Origin of the sequence: Streptococcus sanguinis (assembly GCF_900635155.1) — a bacterium.
GTDB lineage: Bacteria > Bacillota > Bacilli > Lactobacillales > Streptococcaceae > Streptococcus > Streptococcus sanguinis_G.
Map to the genome: position 1 here is coordinate 1,563,027 of NZ_LR134002.1, position 15,047 is coordinate 1,578,073.

The 15,047-nt window shown below is 38.9% G+C and carries 14 protein-coding genes and 3 pseudogenes; 2 read left to right on the forward strand and 15 right to left on the reverse strand.

All coding sequences use genetic code 11. The features are described 5' to 3' along the window. Positions 1-62: 62 nt before the first annotated feature. Together ELZ47_RS07735 and cdaA are read right to left on the reverse strand one after the other, a co-directional pair. The gene (locus tag ELZ47_RS07735; RefSeq protein WP_002900709.1) at positions 63-818 is read right to left on the reverse strand and encodes a YbbR-like domain-containing protein; all 756 of its coding nucleotides are present in this window, start codon (positions 816-818) and stop codon (positions 63-65) included. After that, positions 815-1,663 carry a diadenylate cyclase CdaA gene (gene cdaA / locus ELZ47_RS07740; RefSeq protein ID WP_002900710.1) on the reverse strand — a complete coding sequence of 283 codons (849 nt, stop codon included), beginning with the start codon at positions 1,661-1,663 and terminating at the stop codon, positions 815-817. The genes ELZ47_RS07735 and cdaA overlap by 4 nt, the downstream gene beginning before the upstream one ends. Positions 1,664-1,895: 232 nt before the next feature. Between cdaA and murT the strand changes: the two genes are divergently transcribed. Together murT and gatD are read left to right on the forward strand one after the other, a co-directional pair. Then, the gene (murT, locus tag ELZ47_RS07745) at positions 1,896-3,239 is read left to right on the forward strand and encodes a lipid II isoglutaminyl synthase subunit MurT (protein WP_002900711.1); all 1,344 of its coding nucleotides are present in this window, start codon (positions 1,896-1,898) and stop codon (positions 3,237-3,239) included. Beyond that, positions 3,239-4,024, forward strand: a complete 786-nt coding sequence (gatD, locus tag ELZ47_RS07750; protein WP_002900712.1) for a lipid II isoglutaminyl synthase subunit GatD — start codon at positions 3,239-3,241, stop codon at positions 4,022-4,024. The genes murT and gatD overlap by 1 nt, the downstream gene beginning before the upstream one ends. Positions 4,025-4,080: 56 nt before the next feature. Here gatD and ELZ47_RS12115 read toward each other — a convergent pair. From ELZ47_RS12115 to ELZ47_RS07805, 13 genes and pseudogenes are all read right to left on the reverse strand, one after another. Then, positions 4,081-4,232 (reverse strand): annotated as a pseudogene (locus ELZ47_RS12115) (MFS transporter); the annotation flags it as partial. 50 nt (positions 4,233-4,282) lie between these two features. After that, positions 4,283-5,171 (reverse strand): annotated as a pseudogene (locus ELZ47_RS07755) (hypothetical protein). After that, positions 5,164-6,063, reverse strand: coding sequence for a hypothetical protein (locus tag ELZ47_RS07760; protein ID WP_002900714.1), 900 nt, complete (start codon positions 6,061-6,063; stop codon positions 5,164-5,166). The pseudogene ELZ47_RS07755 and the gene ELZ47_RS07760 overlap by 8 nt, the downstream one beginning before the upstream one ends. Further along, on the reverse strand, positions 6,056-6,376 hold the full coding sequence (locus ELZ47_RS11985) for a hypothetical protein (RefSeq protein ID WP_232011345.1): 321 nt from the start codon (positions 6,374-6,376) through the stop codon (positions 6,056-6,058). The genes ELZ47_RS07760 and ELZ47_RS11985 overlap by 8 nt, the downstream gene beginning before the upstream one ends. 151 nt (positions 6,377-6,527) lie before the next feature. Next, entirely contained in the window at positions 6,528-6,968 is a 441-nt protein-coding gene (locus tag ELZ47_RS11990; RefSeq protein WP_232011348.1) for a hypothetical protein, read from the reverse strand. A gap of 145 nt (positions 6,969-7,113) precedes the next feature. Further along, positions 7,114-7,773 (reverse strand): hypothetical protein, encoded by a 660-nt coding sequence (locus tag ELZ47_RS07770; RefSeq protein ID WP_002900716.1) that lies wholly within the window; start codon positions 7,771-7,773, stop codon positions 7,114-7,116. Between the two features lie 57 nt (positions 7,774-7,830). Beyond that, a pseudogene (locus ELZ47_RS07775) lies at positions 7,831-8,726 on the reverse strand (hypothetical protein). Positions 8,727-8,939: 213 nt separating this feature from the next. After that, positions 8,940-9,647: a hypothetical protein gene (locus ELZ47_RS07780; RefSeq protein ID WP_002900720.1), complete on the reverse strand. Its 708-nt coding sequence runs from the start codon at positions 9,645-9,647 to the stop codon at positions 8,940-8,942. A gap of 69 nt (positions 9,648-9,716) precedes the next feature. Continuing rightward, positions 9,717-10,622, reverse strand: coding sequence for a hypothetical protein (locus ELZ47_RS07785; protein WP_002900721.1), 906 nt, complete (start codon positions 10,620-10,622; stop codon positions 9,717-9,719). A 174-nt stretch (positions 10,623-10,796) separates the two neighbouring features. Then, positions 10,797-11,462, reverse strand: coding sequence for a hypothetical protein (locus ELZ47_RS07790; RefSeq protein WP_002900722.1), 666 nt, complete (start codon positions 11,460-11,462; stop codon positions 10,797-10,799). A 90-nt stretch (positions 11,463-11,552) separates the two neighbouring features. After that, positions 11,553-12,314 (reverse strand): hypothetical protein, encoded by a 762-nt coding sequence (locus tag ELZ47_RS07795; protein ID WP_126435720.1) that lies wholly within the window; start codon positions 12,312-12,314, stop codon positions 11,553-11,555. A 67-nt stretch (positions 12,315-12,381) separates the two neighbouring features. After that, entirely contained in the window at positions 12,382-12,939 is a 558-nt protein-coding gene (locus tag ELZ47_RS07800) for a hypothetical protein (RefSeq protein WP_126435721.1), read from the reverse strand. A gap of 135 nt (positions 12,940-13,074) precedes the next feature. Next, on the reverse strand, positions 13,075-14,970 hold the full coding sequence (locus tag ELZ47_RS07805) for an ABC-F family ATP-binding cassette domain-containing protein (RefSeq protein WP_126435722.1): 1,896 nt from the start codon (positions 14,968-14,970) through the stop codon (positions 13,075-13,077). Between the last annotated feature and the right edge of the window lie 77 nt (positions 14,971-15,047).

Consider the following 15,047-nt stretch of genomic DNA (forward strand, 5'->3'; position numbering starts at 1 on the left):
TAAAGGTTTTGGCTGCAAGCAAGGCAGACCGCTTTAATCCAAGTTTATTTTCAAAATTTTATTTAGTTTTTATTTGATGAGCTCGTATTTGAGCTGCTGTTAGAGGAGGACGAGCCAGAGTTGTCTGCTGTTTTAGTGTTGACACGCATAGTCGTTTCAAATGGTGTCACCACGCTCGGCATGACATTCCCTTGTCCATCCACAGCCTGCAGCGGCGCTGTTCCGCTGTAGTTACCAGTGATAATGACATTGGTTGGGAGAATAGCTACGACATATTCAATCTTAGACAAGGTCTCCTCGTCACTGGTTACTGTAGCTTCCTTGTTTTCCAAGGTTACACCACTGATAGACACATTCTCAGCCACCTGGCTGTCTGTGATGAGGTAGCGGACCTCAACCTTCTTGCTAGCCTTTTTTCCAATCTTAACAGAAATCTTCTGCGGAGTCACTGCAGCAGTCAGACCGCTTGGCAGATTTTCAACCTTTAGCGGGATTTCTACTGTTCCTTCTGTAGCCTTGGAAAGATCAGCTACGACTCGAAACTTCCGAGTACTTTCCTGCATTTCACTGGCTAGATTGACCCGGTTGGAGCCTGTCAGGGCGACGGAAACTTCAGAAGTAAAGCCGCTGATAAAGTAATTCTCGCTGTCATATTTGATGTCAATTGGCACATTGGTAACTGTATTGGTATATGTTTCAGATGTGACCTGTCGAACTCCTGTATTGTTTTGATAACTGCTAGAGGTTGCATAGACAAAAAGTACTAGGGCAAAGAAAAACGAAGAGATGATATAAAGAATTTTTTTACGTTTTTTCATTTCTTCGATCCTCCCATGAAGCGTTTTTTCAAACCTGCTGGCTTGTCCTGCTCTGATAAGAAGACCTTTCTCAGCTCTATCTCAAACTCATCCAAAGTCAAATCATGCTTGAAAATTCCATTGTGTGTAGTGGAAATACCGCCGGTTTCTTCTGAAACGACAAAAGTAAACGCATCGGATACTTCAGACAGGCCAATAGCTGCGCGGTGCCGGGTTCCAAACTCCTTAGAGATACCGCTGCTTTCTGTCAGAGGCAGGTAGGCACAGGAAGCCGCAATCTTATTGTTTTTTATGATGACAGCTCCATCGTGCAATGGCGTATTGGGGATAAAAATGTTGATTAGCAGCTCTCCGGACACATCTGCATCCAAAGGAATCCCTGTCGCAATGTACTCCTGCAAGGTGCGGGTTCCCTGAATGGCCACCAAAGCCCCGATTTTCCGCGGACTCATATAGGCAACAGATTTGACAAAGGCCTGAACCATTTTTTCTTCGTTACTGATGGGCGTCGTAGAAAAAATATCCGTTGCTCGGCCTAGCTTTTCCAATCCTGCCCGAATCTCAGGCGAGAAAATCACCACGGCCGCAATGACCCCGTAAGTGATGACCTGATTAATCAGCCAAGAAATGGTGGTCAAGCCGATGATATTGGCAAAAAACTGTGCCAAGATAAAGAAGAGCACACCGCGGACCAAAATCATAATCTTCGTACCAGCAATGGCCTTGATTAGATAATATAGAATCCATGCGACGATAGCGACGTCAATAATATTAATTACAATCCTCCAAGGGTCAGAAAACAAACTGGCCCAATATTGGAGATTGGTTAGTTGTTGAAAATTCATACTTAGACTTCCTACTCCTGTACAAGTAAAATCAAACAGCTGTAGCAACAAATCGAACTTATTAAATCTAGTCACAGCCTGATTTTATCTTGTAATTAGAGTTCACTCAATTAACTTCTCTCTTTTTATTTTACAGTGGGTCTTAATGCTTAAAGACTTACCAACCCATTATATCACGTTTGTCAATATTTTTCTGTAACCTTCTTTACTTTTTTATGATAAAATATTTCTTATGAAGATAAATACAGCATTGGGCCTCTTGGCGGGCAAGTCCTCCCACTTTGTTCTCAGCAAAATGGGGCGTGGATCGACCCTGCCGGGGAAAGTTGCCCTGACATTTGATAAAAATATTTTACAGAACCTAGCAAAGAACTATGAGGTCGTGGTTATTACCGGAACCAATGGTAAAACCCTGACTACAGCTCTGACAGTAGGCATTCTCAAGGAAGCCTTCGGAGAAGTGGTGACCAATCCTAGCGGTGCCAATATGATTACGGGGATTACCACAACCTTCCTAACCGCTAAGAAAGGCAAATCTGGCAAGAATATCGCTGTTCTGGAAATAGATGAAGCCAGCCTATCTCGGATTTGTGATTATATCAAGCCTAGCCTCTTCGTCTTTACCAATATTTTCCGAGACCAGATGGATCGCTATGGTGAGATCTACACGACCTACCAGATGATTCTGGATGCTGCAGCTAAAGTGCCTGAAGCGACTGTACTGATGAATGGTGACAGCCCCCTCTTTAACTCGGTCAGCCTGAAGAATCCTGTCCGCTACTATGGATTTGATACCGAGAAAGGCCAGGCTCAGCTGGCTCACTATAATACAGAAGGCATCCTCTGTCCCAAGTGCGAGCATATCCTCAAGTATGAGCTCAACACCTATGCAAATCTGGGGGCTTATATCTGTGAGGACTGTGGCTTCAAGCGTCCTAAGCTTGACTACAGCCTGACCGCTCTCAAAACACTTGAGCATAACCGCTCTGCCTTTACCATTGATGGTCAAGACTATCAGATCAATATCGGCGGTCTCTACAATATCTACAATGCTTTAGCTGCTGTATCAGTAGCTCAGTTCTTTGGTGTCGAGCCGGCTACTATCAAGGCTGGCTTTGACAAGAGCCGAGCTGTCTTTGGCCGTCAGGAAACTTTCAAAATCGGCGATAAGGAATGTACCTTAGTCTTGATTAAAAATCCGGTTGGGGCGACCCAAGCTTTAGATATGATTGGACTTGCACCCTTTGACTTTAGTTTGTCCGTCCTGCTCAACGCCAACTATGCGGACGGCATTGATACCAGCTGGATTTGGGATGCTGATTTTGAGAAGATTTTAGAGATGGAGATTCCTCATGTCATTGCAGGTGGTGTGCGCCACTCTGAGATTGCTCGTCGACTGCGGGTAACGGGCTATCCAGCAGATCAGATTACTGAAGTCAAAGATTTAGAAGCAGTATTTAAGGCCATTGAACAGCAAGAAACCAAGCATGCCTATATCTTAGCAACTTATACTGCCATGCTGGAATTCCGCGAGCTACTGGCAGAACGACAAGTGGTCAGAAAGGAGATGAATTAATGGTATACAGATCCCTCACTTCTCCTGAAAACCAGGATTACCGTTACGATATTAAAATTGCTCACCTCTATGGCAATCTCATGAATACCTACGGCGATAACGGCAATGTTCTCATGCTCAAGTATGTGGCTGAAAAGTTAGGCGCTAGGGTTGAAGTCGATATCGTCTCTCTAGAAGATGACTTTGACAAGGACAGCTACGACATCGTCTTCTTTGGCGGAGGCCAAGACTATGAGCAAACGATCGTGGCTCGTGACTTACCAACTAAAAAAGAAGCTTTGGAAAGCTTTATCAATGAAAACGGCGTAGTGCTAGCTATCTGCGGTGGCTTCCAACTCTTAGGCCAGTACTATATCGAAGCTTCTGGCCGACGAATCGAAGGCCTGGGCATCATGGGCCACTACACCCTCAACCAGACCAAAAACCGCTATATCGGCGACATTAAAATTCATAATGATGAATTCGATGAAACCTACTACGGCTTTGAAAATCACCAAGGACGGACTTTCCTCTCCGACGATGAAAAACCTCTGGGCAAAGTCGTCTATGGAAATGGCAACAACCAAGAAGACAGCAATGAAGGCGTCCACTATAAGAATGTCTTTGGCTCTTACTTCCATGGCCCCATTTTGTCCCGCAATGCCAACTTGGCCTACCGTCTGGTGACCACTGCTCTGAAAAACAAATATGGCTCAGATATTAAACTGGCTGCTTATGAAGATATCCTTGCCCAAGAAATCCCAGAAGAATACGGAGATATCAAAAGCAAGGCTGAGTTTGAATAAGACAAAACTAGGTTGGATTTTCCAGCCTAGTCTTTTTGTATTCTATTTTGATAGAGCTAGGAAATCAAAGCCAATCCCATCACTCCGAAACCAAGCAGGAGTAAGGAAAGGGTGTGGACACTCGGCAGAAGCGTCATCAGAAAGGTGCAGGAGGCATGAAAAGAATTGCCAGCGTGTAGATCGTTGAGAAAACTCGGCCTAGATTCTGCTAAAAGAACTCTATCTACTTATCTCTATTACCCATACCAATCGTTCTTTTCATCTGTTTCTTAATAACTCCTTATGTTTTTTTAAGTACCTCTTCCCATACCATTCCTCTACGGATTTGCCTTCCCATTCTCGGTATTCTTCGGAATATTTCCATTTATAGAAGACTTGTAAATAACTAGGAATTTCGATGTAGATTAGCATAGCAATCACAGCAATATTTAGGATAATCCATGTTATCAAAAGACCTAAGCCTTCCAACAAAGTTGAAAATTTCATGGAAAAACTCTTTATTATAAAGTTTATAATTACTCCAATTCCCAAAAAGCTCATTCCATAAATCGCTATCTTATTGGCAATTTTGTTGCGAAGAGAAGACCCACTTCCATTACCATACATCAGTTTTTTGAGACTTTCAATTTCAAGGCTAAACATAAAATAGGCTAATATAGAAATAAAAACAAAAATAGCAGCAACCATCCAAATAGTTAAAGTTGGTAATGACATATCAATGGCTAGCAGGTTAAATTCAAAACTAAGCCAAATTAAAAATGTGATAACATGAAAATGATAACGATAGGGTAATAAATAATTTCTTTTAATAAACTTTCCAACTAAGACAATAAGTAACCATATAAACAGGAATAAAACATATATTTCAGCTGACAATAATGGAGTTTTAGATATAGAAACAGCTAAATCTTTTGGGTTAGAATCATGTAGATAAATAGAAATTACTAAAAGCATAAAATTTAAGCTTATCGGAAATATCAATGTCAGAATAACACTCTGAATTTTTAATCCCATAGAAGGATGGCCTTTTCTATAATACTTTTCTAATTTGCTATAGACATCTTTTTTCTGATACTGTAAAAAAACCATCATCTTCCAGATTTAAACTTTCTTCAAAACTAGCATTAAAAATAGATTTTTTATCCATAAGTTTGATTACCAATCTTCTTTTGTAGTAGTTCAGGGTGCTTTTTCAAGTACCTCTTCCCATACCATTCCTCTACGGACTTGCCTTCCCATTCTCGGTATTCTTCTGGATATTTCCACTTGTAATAGGCTTGGAGAAAATATGGTAAACCTATAAAAACAATTATTGCAATCACCATAATATTAGCAAAGACCCATAGAAGTAAAAAACCAAATGCTTTCATGGAATTTGAAATATCTACAGTAAAGCTTCCGAAAATATATTTTATAACAATACCAATCCCTAAAATCCCCATGCCGTAAATAGAAATCATTTTAGCAATCTTATCACGAAAAGTCACTTGTCTATCCTCATCATAGATAAGCTTTCTTAATCCTGTTAACTCCATACTAAACATAATGTAAGTGAAGATCATTATTACTCCATATATAGCAATAATTTCCCAAAATGCCAAATTTGCTAATAGAATGTCAAAAACCATTAAATCAATTTCCAATAAAAACCAAAGCATAAATGTAAAAACATGAAGCTGATAGCGATATGGTAAAAGATAAGTTCGTTTAGTAAATTTTCCAAGAATGACTAAGAACAGCCAAATAAGAAGTAAAATCAAAAAAACATTTACAGTTAATGACTCGTGCTTAGATATCGGAAGAGTCAGGGTCTTACTCTCATGAAATTCCATAGATACAACAAGCAACATAAAGTTAAATCCAACAGGAAAAATTAACCCTAAAATAAAACTTCTAATTCGAAACCAAAGAGATGCTCTCCCTTTTTTAAAATAGTTAGACGTTTTATCATGCTGCTCTTGCTGCAACTTTCGAAACCCATCATCTTCCAGATTTAAACTCTCTTCAAAACTAGCATTAAAAATAGATCTTTCAGTCATAACTTTGATTACCAATCTTCTTTTGTAATAGTTCAGGGTGCTTTTTCAAGTACCTCTTTCCATACCATTCCTCTATAGACTTTCCTTCCCATTCTCGATATTCTTCGGGATATTTCCATTTGTAGTATCCTTGAAGCATAAAGGGAAATATCAGAAAACTTTCTAGCAGGACAAATAACAAGTCACCTACAAACCAAATAAGCAAAACACCTAGGGTATCCAACATAAGGCCTACCGCATGGGGAAAAATCAACCTAAAAATGAGTAAAACTACAATAATTCCAAAACCATATTTGAAGATAAATGCAGCCACTCTATGAAACAGTCTCCCCAGCCAGTCTTGTTCGTCTTCTTGTTTACCATATAACAATGACAGTAACGAAGTTCGCCTGCTTCGGACGAAAATGCAGCACATAAGCCCAAACAAAACAAAGAAAAGGATTGCCCCTGTCGCTTTTATCGTACTATACAAAAATGTCAGTAAAAATAGATTCATTTCGACAATCAACCAAATTAGGAATGTGACAAACATATGAAATTGTCCCCTGTATATAAGGATATACTGCTGAGAAAAGCGTTTCCCAAAAAGAATCAGTAAAAGCCACAAGAGTAAGAAAATAATAAATAGCCAGTTGGGGCAAGAAATTATGAACCGGTGGCAATAGAGGAGAATCTTCAGAATGATGATAAAGGTAATTTGTTAAGGTTGTTATAAGCCAATTGGGACCGATTATGAAAACAATTGTTAAAACAGTCAACCATACATACGATTTTGTTGTACCTCTGTATTTCTCTTTTTCTTGAGCAGATGCTAAATTTTTATTGGAAAATTCTCCAGAAATGGGATCGTCCTGTAAATTCAAACTCTCTTCAAAACTAGCCTTAAAAATAGATCTTTTCTTCATTTTTTTACCCAAAATACCAATACATTTCCCATTCCATAGGATGTCTAGAAAATGCTGCCATAACGACCACACCTTCATAAGTGTTCAAATAATCTTTCACTTTGGAATTCATTACAGCAAAAATTTTCAAAACTCATACTTTCTATTATGAAATTTTATTATATCTATTCTTTCTATATCGTTCAACAGCCATAAACCATCGAACCATATTGTTTTGCCATAATACTAAAGCTCCTACAGCTGTCATAATACCTATAAAGCTTAAAGTGATAATCTCACTGCCGATAGGTGTACCTATCATATTAAAAACTAGAATAGATATAACTAAAATTGGACTAATCAGCCCCATTAAAGCCATAGATACTGTGAAAACCCAAGCAACTATCTTCTTACCAAGCGTAACCTTCTTATCGCTAAAATTACCCCAAATAAGATTAGTATCAACTGCCCGTCTAAAATTTTCTTTACTGGTTGGCTGTGCCGACTTAACATTCTTATAAAGGGCTCGCTCTACTATCACCAGCAAAAGAGTACCTTCCAGAAACCAAACAATTAGAAAATAAACCAAAGTACCATAGCCATAGATACCACCGAACAATCGTGTCTCAGGAAAAAGCTGCATCACACCACTAAAAGCAATCAGAAATGATGTAATTAAAATGATTTGTTTCCGATTGCCACGCGATGCCTCTGTATTCAATAGTTTACTTTTAGGAGCTGCTAAGGGATCTCTTGGCTTTTCTACATTTACATAAATAGCCTGACCATCACTTTCCCCTATATAAATAACTCTCCTAAAAAACATCCTTTTTCTTTCCTCTCTATATACCAACAATTAAAACAAGTCAGGTTGATGTAGTTCTCAGTGCTTTCTTGTCTTCCTCTTTTTAAACTGATAATAAATAAAACTCCCCGTAGCATCCAAGACAATCGTATAGCCAAAAATTCTTATAAACCATATTAACCAAATCGGACCATTTTCAGCATCTATATTCAATAATTGCAAACAAGCAATAATGCCAAGAAATAGAATAATCTCTGTAATCAAACGGGGTTTAGTCTTTTTGAAATCTAAAGTTTTAAAAAAACTCTGATTATATAATTCTTCTGGTACTTCTTCCCAGTAAGTCTTATCTTTCGCTCTCAACTTAAGTAAATATCCAACTTCGACAATGAGTCTCGAGAAAGCTGATATAAACACTATATTACCCAAAATACCTAATATTTGCTTAGAATAGCCGGATATCCAACCAACCATGACTCCCCCTAGCAAGGTAGCTCCTAGAATTATCCAGATAGAGGGTTTACTATAGACACTCGAAGCAGCAACATAGTTGGCATTAGTCCGTTGTTCGGAAAAGCCTGTTTCTAATTGTTTCTTTAACCATCTTACATTATAAAGTATTAAACCCAAAAAGAGAAGCAGAGAACTAAGCCCAAAAATAATGGTATATATAAAAGAATTTTTCAATAAATTATTAGTGAGTACAACAATAACATAATCTGTTAAAACTAATGACAGAAGTAATCCATTAATCATGGCAAAAAGCATGGCTGTGCCAAAAAATTGATGCCTATAAATCAATTTTTGATTGAAAGAAATAACTTGACATATCAGCATAAAGAGAAGGTACACACAAAAAATAGGAATATAAGATTAGAAAAAGGATTCAATTTGAGTTGATCTTTTATAAAATAATACACATGCGACAAGGCAATACCTAAGACAAATATACCGGACCAGACCAAACCAAGCATACCAACGGAAGCGCGTGTCGTGCCTAACCCTTGAAAATAGTCCTTGTTTAATTCTTCTGGTCCTAAATCTGTCCTCTTTTTATTCATTTTTTACCTCAAAAAATTTGGCCTCTGTATCTCTAAAAGCAATTTGTTAATTCTGCTCCACATACAGACATTACATGGGTTGATCTAAAATGGTTTATGATAATCGAATGAATTGGTAACATAGGGTTATAACTTCCTATTTTCATTTTCTATTTTAGCATTTAATTCATCTATAATTTTTTTATTTATAACAGTCTTAACGATTCCATTCCATATAATATTTGGAACCAAAGAAAGTAATATAGCAAGTACAACTAATTTCTCCATAAACTCTATGATTGTACTTGGCATAAAATAAAACCAATAAACAAAAGGAATAACTGCAAAGACAATAAACAAAACTACTAAGATGTTTGCAAGATAAGGTGTTTTTATCTGTTTCAAAACATCATTATGTTTTAAAGTTATATCGTGTGTAACTTCAAAATATTCTTTCTGGACAGTCCTACTGGGAGCTTCAATCAATGGATAAGTATTTCTAATTGAAACCATCCATAATTCAAAAGATATAAACAACCAAATTCCTAAGATCATCGGTAACAGAAAAGAAAAAAGACCGAACTCAATTTGAGGAACAATGTAATTATCAGAATAACTAGCGATAAAAGCCATAATCGGGACAATCAAAAATGGCGAAGACATCCAAGTTAATCTGCCAATTTTCTTAGCTATGTTTTGGTGATTCCTTATGCTTTCCTTATCGAGCTTTCTCCAAATAATATCTCCTGATAAAAGATAGTACTCTGCAGCTAGGCCTGTTCCTTTTAAATTAGTCCCCATGCCATTATCAACAGCAAATAATAATCTTATCTTTTTCACAATGGACAGCTCCATATTAGCTTTTTAAACTTAATATTTCGATCTAGTTCTTTATTTCCATCACTTCCTAAAGGTAATAATTTTTTACTCATTTTCTTCTCCATTTTCTTGTGTTGTTTCTTCTTCTAGCTTGCCGCTTTTGACTAACTTTTTATAATATCGTTTGCTATACCATTCTCTATCTGAAATCTTTAAGTAGGATTTATACTCTTCCGGGTACTTGTAGATATAATAGGCTTGAAAAATATGCACATTCATCATAAAAGCTATAAAATAGGCACCAATGACAAACCAAACCACCAAAAATAATCCAAAAATATAGAAATAAAAAAGGACCGGTAGTTGATTCATTAGATGATAGAACAGTGATACCGGAAAGAGAACTACCATCGTTCTGACTGTAATCATCATCACTTTCTTAAGGATTGACTTTTCCTCTTCATCATTCAGTCTCCGTTTCAAATTCTGGATACTATTCATAATAATCCAGAAAAAGAGGCCGATTCCTAAGACGAGCTGAAACCAGAATCCCACCACTGTATAAGCATCGTAAGCTACTGCACTAGCAAAGTATAACCCTGATATAAAAGCACAAACTGACATTGAAAAATAAAAAGGAAAATAGGTCCAAATCTGACTGCTCAAGCGTTTCTTGGGCCAAAAAACAGGGATAGAACCAAAAAGGAAAGTTAGATAGAAAACTATACTGATTGGTCGCATTATTTGCCCAATTGTGTGAAACAAAGAAACCGATTGATGAGAAAGATAGTGTACTTCTCCACTTTGACCTACACTACTTGGCAAAGCAATTAATAGAAAGTAAACCATAATTCCAAAAAAGATAAATATGCAAAACACGACCGTAAACAAGCGATTGATGATCCCCATATGAATAGGATTTGGCATACCGGCTGTTAAGGCAAACTTTCCGTTCGTTACGATTTTCTTACTTCGTTCAAAGTCTGCACCGAAAATACTGATTTTTTTCATTTTTAATCTCCTAATTTCATCTTATCTAAAGTCTAACTTCGTTTAAGATCTTCCATTTGAGGATAGGAAACAAATTATGTTACCAAACAGCAACTGTCGCAACAACTACTCCTCGCTCCGTTAAAGATATAGCACTTGCTTTCTGCGATTCGACTGTTTTTACCTAACACCTAGTTACAAGTTTCTCTCTGTTTCTTTCTTAAACAGGATTTTCCCTTGACTGTATAGCTTCATAATCTTTACAAAACGAACTGAATTGTTTTGATTATAAAACAAAAAGGGCGTATAGAACATAAATCCGGCTATCCAAAAACCGTAATTAGTCTCAATAGGCTGACCAAACTTTTGAATATAGCCGTAAAAAACAAATACTAAATATATATCAGCAGCAATTATTATGTAGCGAGCAATTCGATAGATTGTTGAAGATGCTTTAGCTGGATCAAAATTCTCGTCACCCACCATCAAATTATGGGAAGCTGCATAATAAAACACCTTCTCCGTTGTCGGCTGAGCCTTGCGAACATTTTTATAAAGCCCTCGCTCAAGAATAGCGACCATTAACAGAAACTCAGCCAACCAAAATAGTAGGATATAGGTCAAACTGGTCCAGTTATAGACACCAATGGACAAGACTGAAAAGAATCCAAAGACCGCAGGTCCACCTGCCATCAATAGAATCACCAATTCAGGAATATAGGCATTGGTCTTACGCGCTCCTTCCGTATTGAGCAGGAAACTTTTGGGAGCTGCTAAAGCCTCTCCAGTCTGCTGGTCATAATAGACCGCCTGACCATCACACTCGCCAATAAATACTCGACGACGTCTGAGAAAAAACATTCTAACCTCTTTCTAATTACTTATTGATGTTCTGTTACCAAACTTTATAATCTCTACTGCTTCACTCACTTTTATTCAATTTCAAATCAGCTAAGATCCAGCTTTATAATCATGTAGCTCTTTTGTCACGATAGCTCCATCTGGTCCAACACTCACTTCTAGATAGACATCTGGATCGTCATCAGCTCTACATATCACACTAATTTTCCCCTCCTCAAACCGTTGTGACAATTTCAAGATTCTAACAAAGTAATTTTGATTGAACGCAACAAAAGCAATTCCCAACAAAAGACCTGCAAATATAATTTTAAAAATCTCTCCTCCAATCGGTTGCCCCAACAAGTCTTTAAAGCGGGAAATAAAATCATAGACATAGTAGAAACCTACTGCAGGAATAGTAAATAAGAGTGCATTAAAATATAAAAAAGCACCTTTACTAAAACCTTTTTCCGTCTTTTCCTCTTCGTCTTGATTTTCGTCATCCGGATAAATCATAGTAGTCAGACAAACTGTTTGAGTAGTCACTTGAGCTATATTGACATTTCTATACAAGGCTCGTTCTACAAGGAGAGTGACAAAAGCAAACTCTGCTATCCAGATAAGAATAACACTCCAAAAAGTAGTCATGCTATAAGTTCCTTGTAAAAATAGACTAAAGAAGGAAGAAATGCCACTTCCGCTAGCTATAAAGAGAACAACTAATAGAGGAATATGTCGATTCATCTTATTTGACTTCTCTGTATCTAATAGTTTACTCTTTGGCGCCTCTAAAACTTCGTGGGTCTTACGATCAAAATAAATAGCTTTGTCATAATATTGGTTCAAGTAAAAACGACGTCTTCTAAAAAACATTCTAACCTCTTTCTAATTAACTATATACATATTATTACCAAATCTCTAGATTGAATACCGGTCAGGATCATTTTGCATTTGCAATATTGGCTAATTTTTCAATTCTATCATGAAGGTCTTCTACATTCAAATTTTCTCGAAGGTATTCACAGAACATTCCATTTTCATAAAACATTTGCTCTGAAAGCTGACCTTTTGGTTCATTAGGGCACTGAATCATAACAATACTGAACACTCCACCAGGACCAGTATTCTCGATTGCATTCCCCTCAAAATGATAGGTGAAAGCCCGAAATTGAGAACCATTATAGTTACCTGAAATTACATAGGCAACTTTTACTAGATTTCCACGACCAAATGGATAATGACTAAAATTAGCGTATTTTGCTACATAAGGATTCTGAAAAAGTTTCAGTGTTAGGTCATTACTTGTTTTTTGTTTAGAGTAATCTCTGTAATAATCATTACCTTGTGCTTTATCAAATTGATAGCCGTGCCTAGAAGCAAAGGCTTGATATTCTTTGTTCTTTTTAGCAGAACGACTAATCGCCCAATAAACTATCCAACCTACGAAAGCAAAAATGGCTAGCATTGCAATCATAAATATTACTAGAAAATCCATCATTTTCTCCTATTTTTCTTAAATAAAATGATTCAGTCATCAAAATCTTTAGTAGTACGATAACTGAAGCACATTAAATATCAATTTAATTTTCCTGTAGTCTCTAAGAAGCTCATTTCTAACGAAAACTGCGCACTTCTACACCTTCTCTGCCAGTTCTTCCCATTCTAGCATGGCTTCTTCTTGGGCAGCGGTCAGCTGGTCGATTTGCTGCTGGCTCTCCATGAGTTCGGCGGCGTCATTAGTGGCCTCCATGGCTTCCTGAAGCTGACTGATCTGGCTGTCCAAGTCCTCGATTTGCGCTTCCAGTTGTTCGAGGCGACGGGCCAGACGGCGCTGTTCTTTCTGGTTTTCCTTTTGAAGCTGATAGTCATTGGTAGGTGCTGGCTTGTCAGGACTGGCCTGCTCCGTCTCCTCACGCAAGGCTTCCTGCTCTGCCTTTTTCTCCAGATAGTAGTCATAATCACCCAGATAAAGGGTGGAGCCTGTCTCAGAGAGCTCGATGATCTGGGTGGCCACTCGATTGATAAAGTAACGGTCATGGCTGACAAAGAGTAGGGTGCCGTCAAAGTCAATCAGGGCATTTTCCAGCACTTCCTTGCTGTCAATGTCCAGGTGGTTGGTCGGCTCGTCTAGGATGAGGAAGTTGTTGTTTTCCATAGACAGCTTGGCTAGAAGCAGCCGCGCCCGCTCTCCTCCCGACAGCATGCCAACAGACTTCTTGACATCGTCTCCCGAGAAGAGGAAAGCGCCTAAGCGATTGCGAATTTCGACCTCTGGCGTCATCTTGAAGTCATTCCATAGCTCGTCAAGTACTGTATTGCTGGCAGTCAGTTTGCTCTGGGTCTGGTCATAGTAGCCCACTTCCACGTTAGCTCCCAGCTGCTCCTTGCCTCTGATGAAGGGCACTTGCCCGATTAGTGATTTAATCAAGGTCGTCTTTCCAATCCCATTTGGTCCGACAATAGCTACCGCATTAAACTTGCGAATATCTAGGTTAATCGGCTCCGACAGGACTTCCTGTCCGAAGCCAATAGCTGCATCTTCCAAGGTCAGCACAACATTGCCTGAAACCTTATCGGCTTTGAAGGTCATATTAGCCGAGCGACTGCCGGTCTCCGGCTTGTCCAAACGCGCCATCTTTTCCAACTGCTTGCGGCGAGACTGAGCCCGCTTAGTAGTGGAAGCCCGAACTAGATTGCGATTGACAAAGTCCTCCAGCGTAGCGATTTCTTTCTGTTGCTTTTCATAGTTCTTGGCTTCAGTGGCCAGCTTCTGCTCCTTTTGGACCACAAAGCTGGAGTAATTGCCCACATAGCGGTCCAAGGAATGCTTGGTCAAGTCCAGCGTAATGGTCGCAACCTTGTCTAGGAAATAGCGGTCGTGGCTGACGATAATCAGGGCACCGCTGTAGTTGACTAAGTAAGTCTCTAGCCAGGCAATGGTCTCGATATCCAGATGATTGGTCGGCTCGTCCAGGACCAGCAGTTCTGGCTTCTCCAAAAGCATCTTAGCCAGAGCCAGACGGGTATTCTGCCCGCCCGACAGCTCAGAAATCTTCATCTGCCACATGGACTGGTCAAACTTGAAGCCATTCAAAATAGCTCGAATATCCGCCTCGTAGGTAAAACCACCTTTCTGGCGAAAGTCCTCTGACAGCAGGTCGTACTGGGTCATGAGAGCAGTCAGGTCTTCCCCTGACAATTCTCCCATTTGCAGCTCCATCTGCCGCAAGCGCTTCTCTTGCTGACGCAGACTATCAAAGACCAGCAGCATCTCGTCGTAGATAGTATTCTCCGACTCAAAGCGGCTGTCCTGTGCCAGATAGGACAGGGACAAGTCTCGTTTTTTATTGATCTGACCAGAAGTAGGCTCTTCCTCGCCCACCAAAATCTTGAGCAGGGTTGACTTCCCAGCTCCATTTTTACCGACGAGAGCAATCCGATCACCCTCATCTACCTGCAGGTTAATATTGTCAAAAAGAAGCTCCCCTGCAAAAGAGCGCTCAATCTTGCTTGCTTGTAAAATAATCATAAGACCATTATAGCAGATTTCCAGAAGCACAGCTATCAGAATTCAAGAGAAAGCAAACTCAGCTCCCCAAAAGAAAA

Coding starts and splice junctions, on each gene's coding strand:
- ELZ47_RS07735 (WP_002900709.1), bottom strand. CDS start 818: ATGAAAAAACGTAAAAAAATTCTTTATATCATCTCTTCGTTTTTCTTT.
- cdaA (WP_002900710.1), bottom strand. CDS start 1,663: ATGAATTTTCAACAACTAACCAATCTCCAATATTGGGCCAGTTTGTTT.
- murT (WP_002900711.1), top strand. CDS start 1,896: ATGAAGATAAATACAGCATTGGGCCTCTTGGCGGGCAAGTCCTCCCAC.
- gatD (WP_002900712.1), top strand. CDS start 3,239: ATGGTATACAGATCCCTCACTTCTCCTGAAAACCAGGATTACCGTTAC.
- ELZ47_RS07760 (WP_002900714.1), bottom strand. CDS start 6,063: ATGACTGAAAGATCTATTTTTAATGCTAGTTTTGAAGAGAGTTTAAAT.
- ELZ47_RS11990 (WP_232011348.1), bottom strand. CDS start 6,968: ATGAAGAAAAGATCTATTTTTAAGGCTAGTTTTGAAGAGAGTTTGAAT.
- ELZ47_RS07770 (WP_002900716.1), bottom strand. CDS start 7,773: ATGTTTTTTAGGAGAGTTATTTATATAGGGGAAAGTGATGGTCAGGCT.
- ELZ47_RS07780 (WP_002900720.1), bottom strand. CDS start 9,647: ATGGAGCTGTCCATTGTGAAAAAGATAAGATTATTATTTGCTGTTGAT.
- ELZ47_RS07785 (WP_002900721.1), bottom strand. CDS start 10,622: ATGAAAAAAATCAGTATTTTCGGTGCAGACTTTGAACGAAGTAAGAAA.
- ELZ47_RS07790 (WP_002900722.1), bottom strand. CDS start 11,462: ATGTTTTTTCTCAGACGTCGTCGAGTATTTATTGGCGAGTGTGATGGT.
- ELZ47_RS07795 (WP_126435720.1), bottom strand. CDS start 12,314: ATGTTTTTTAGAAGACGTCGTTTTTACTTGAACCAATATTATGACAAA.
- ELZ47_RS07800 (WP_126435721.1), bottom strand. CDS start 12,939: ATGATGGATTTTCTAGTAATATTTATGATTGCAATGCTAGCCATTTTT.
- ELZ47_RS07805 (WP_126435722.1), bottom strand. CDS start 14,970: ATGATTATTTTACAAGCAAGCAAGATTGAGCGCTCTTTTGCAGGGGAG.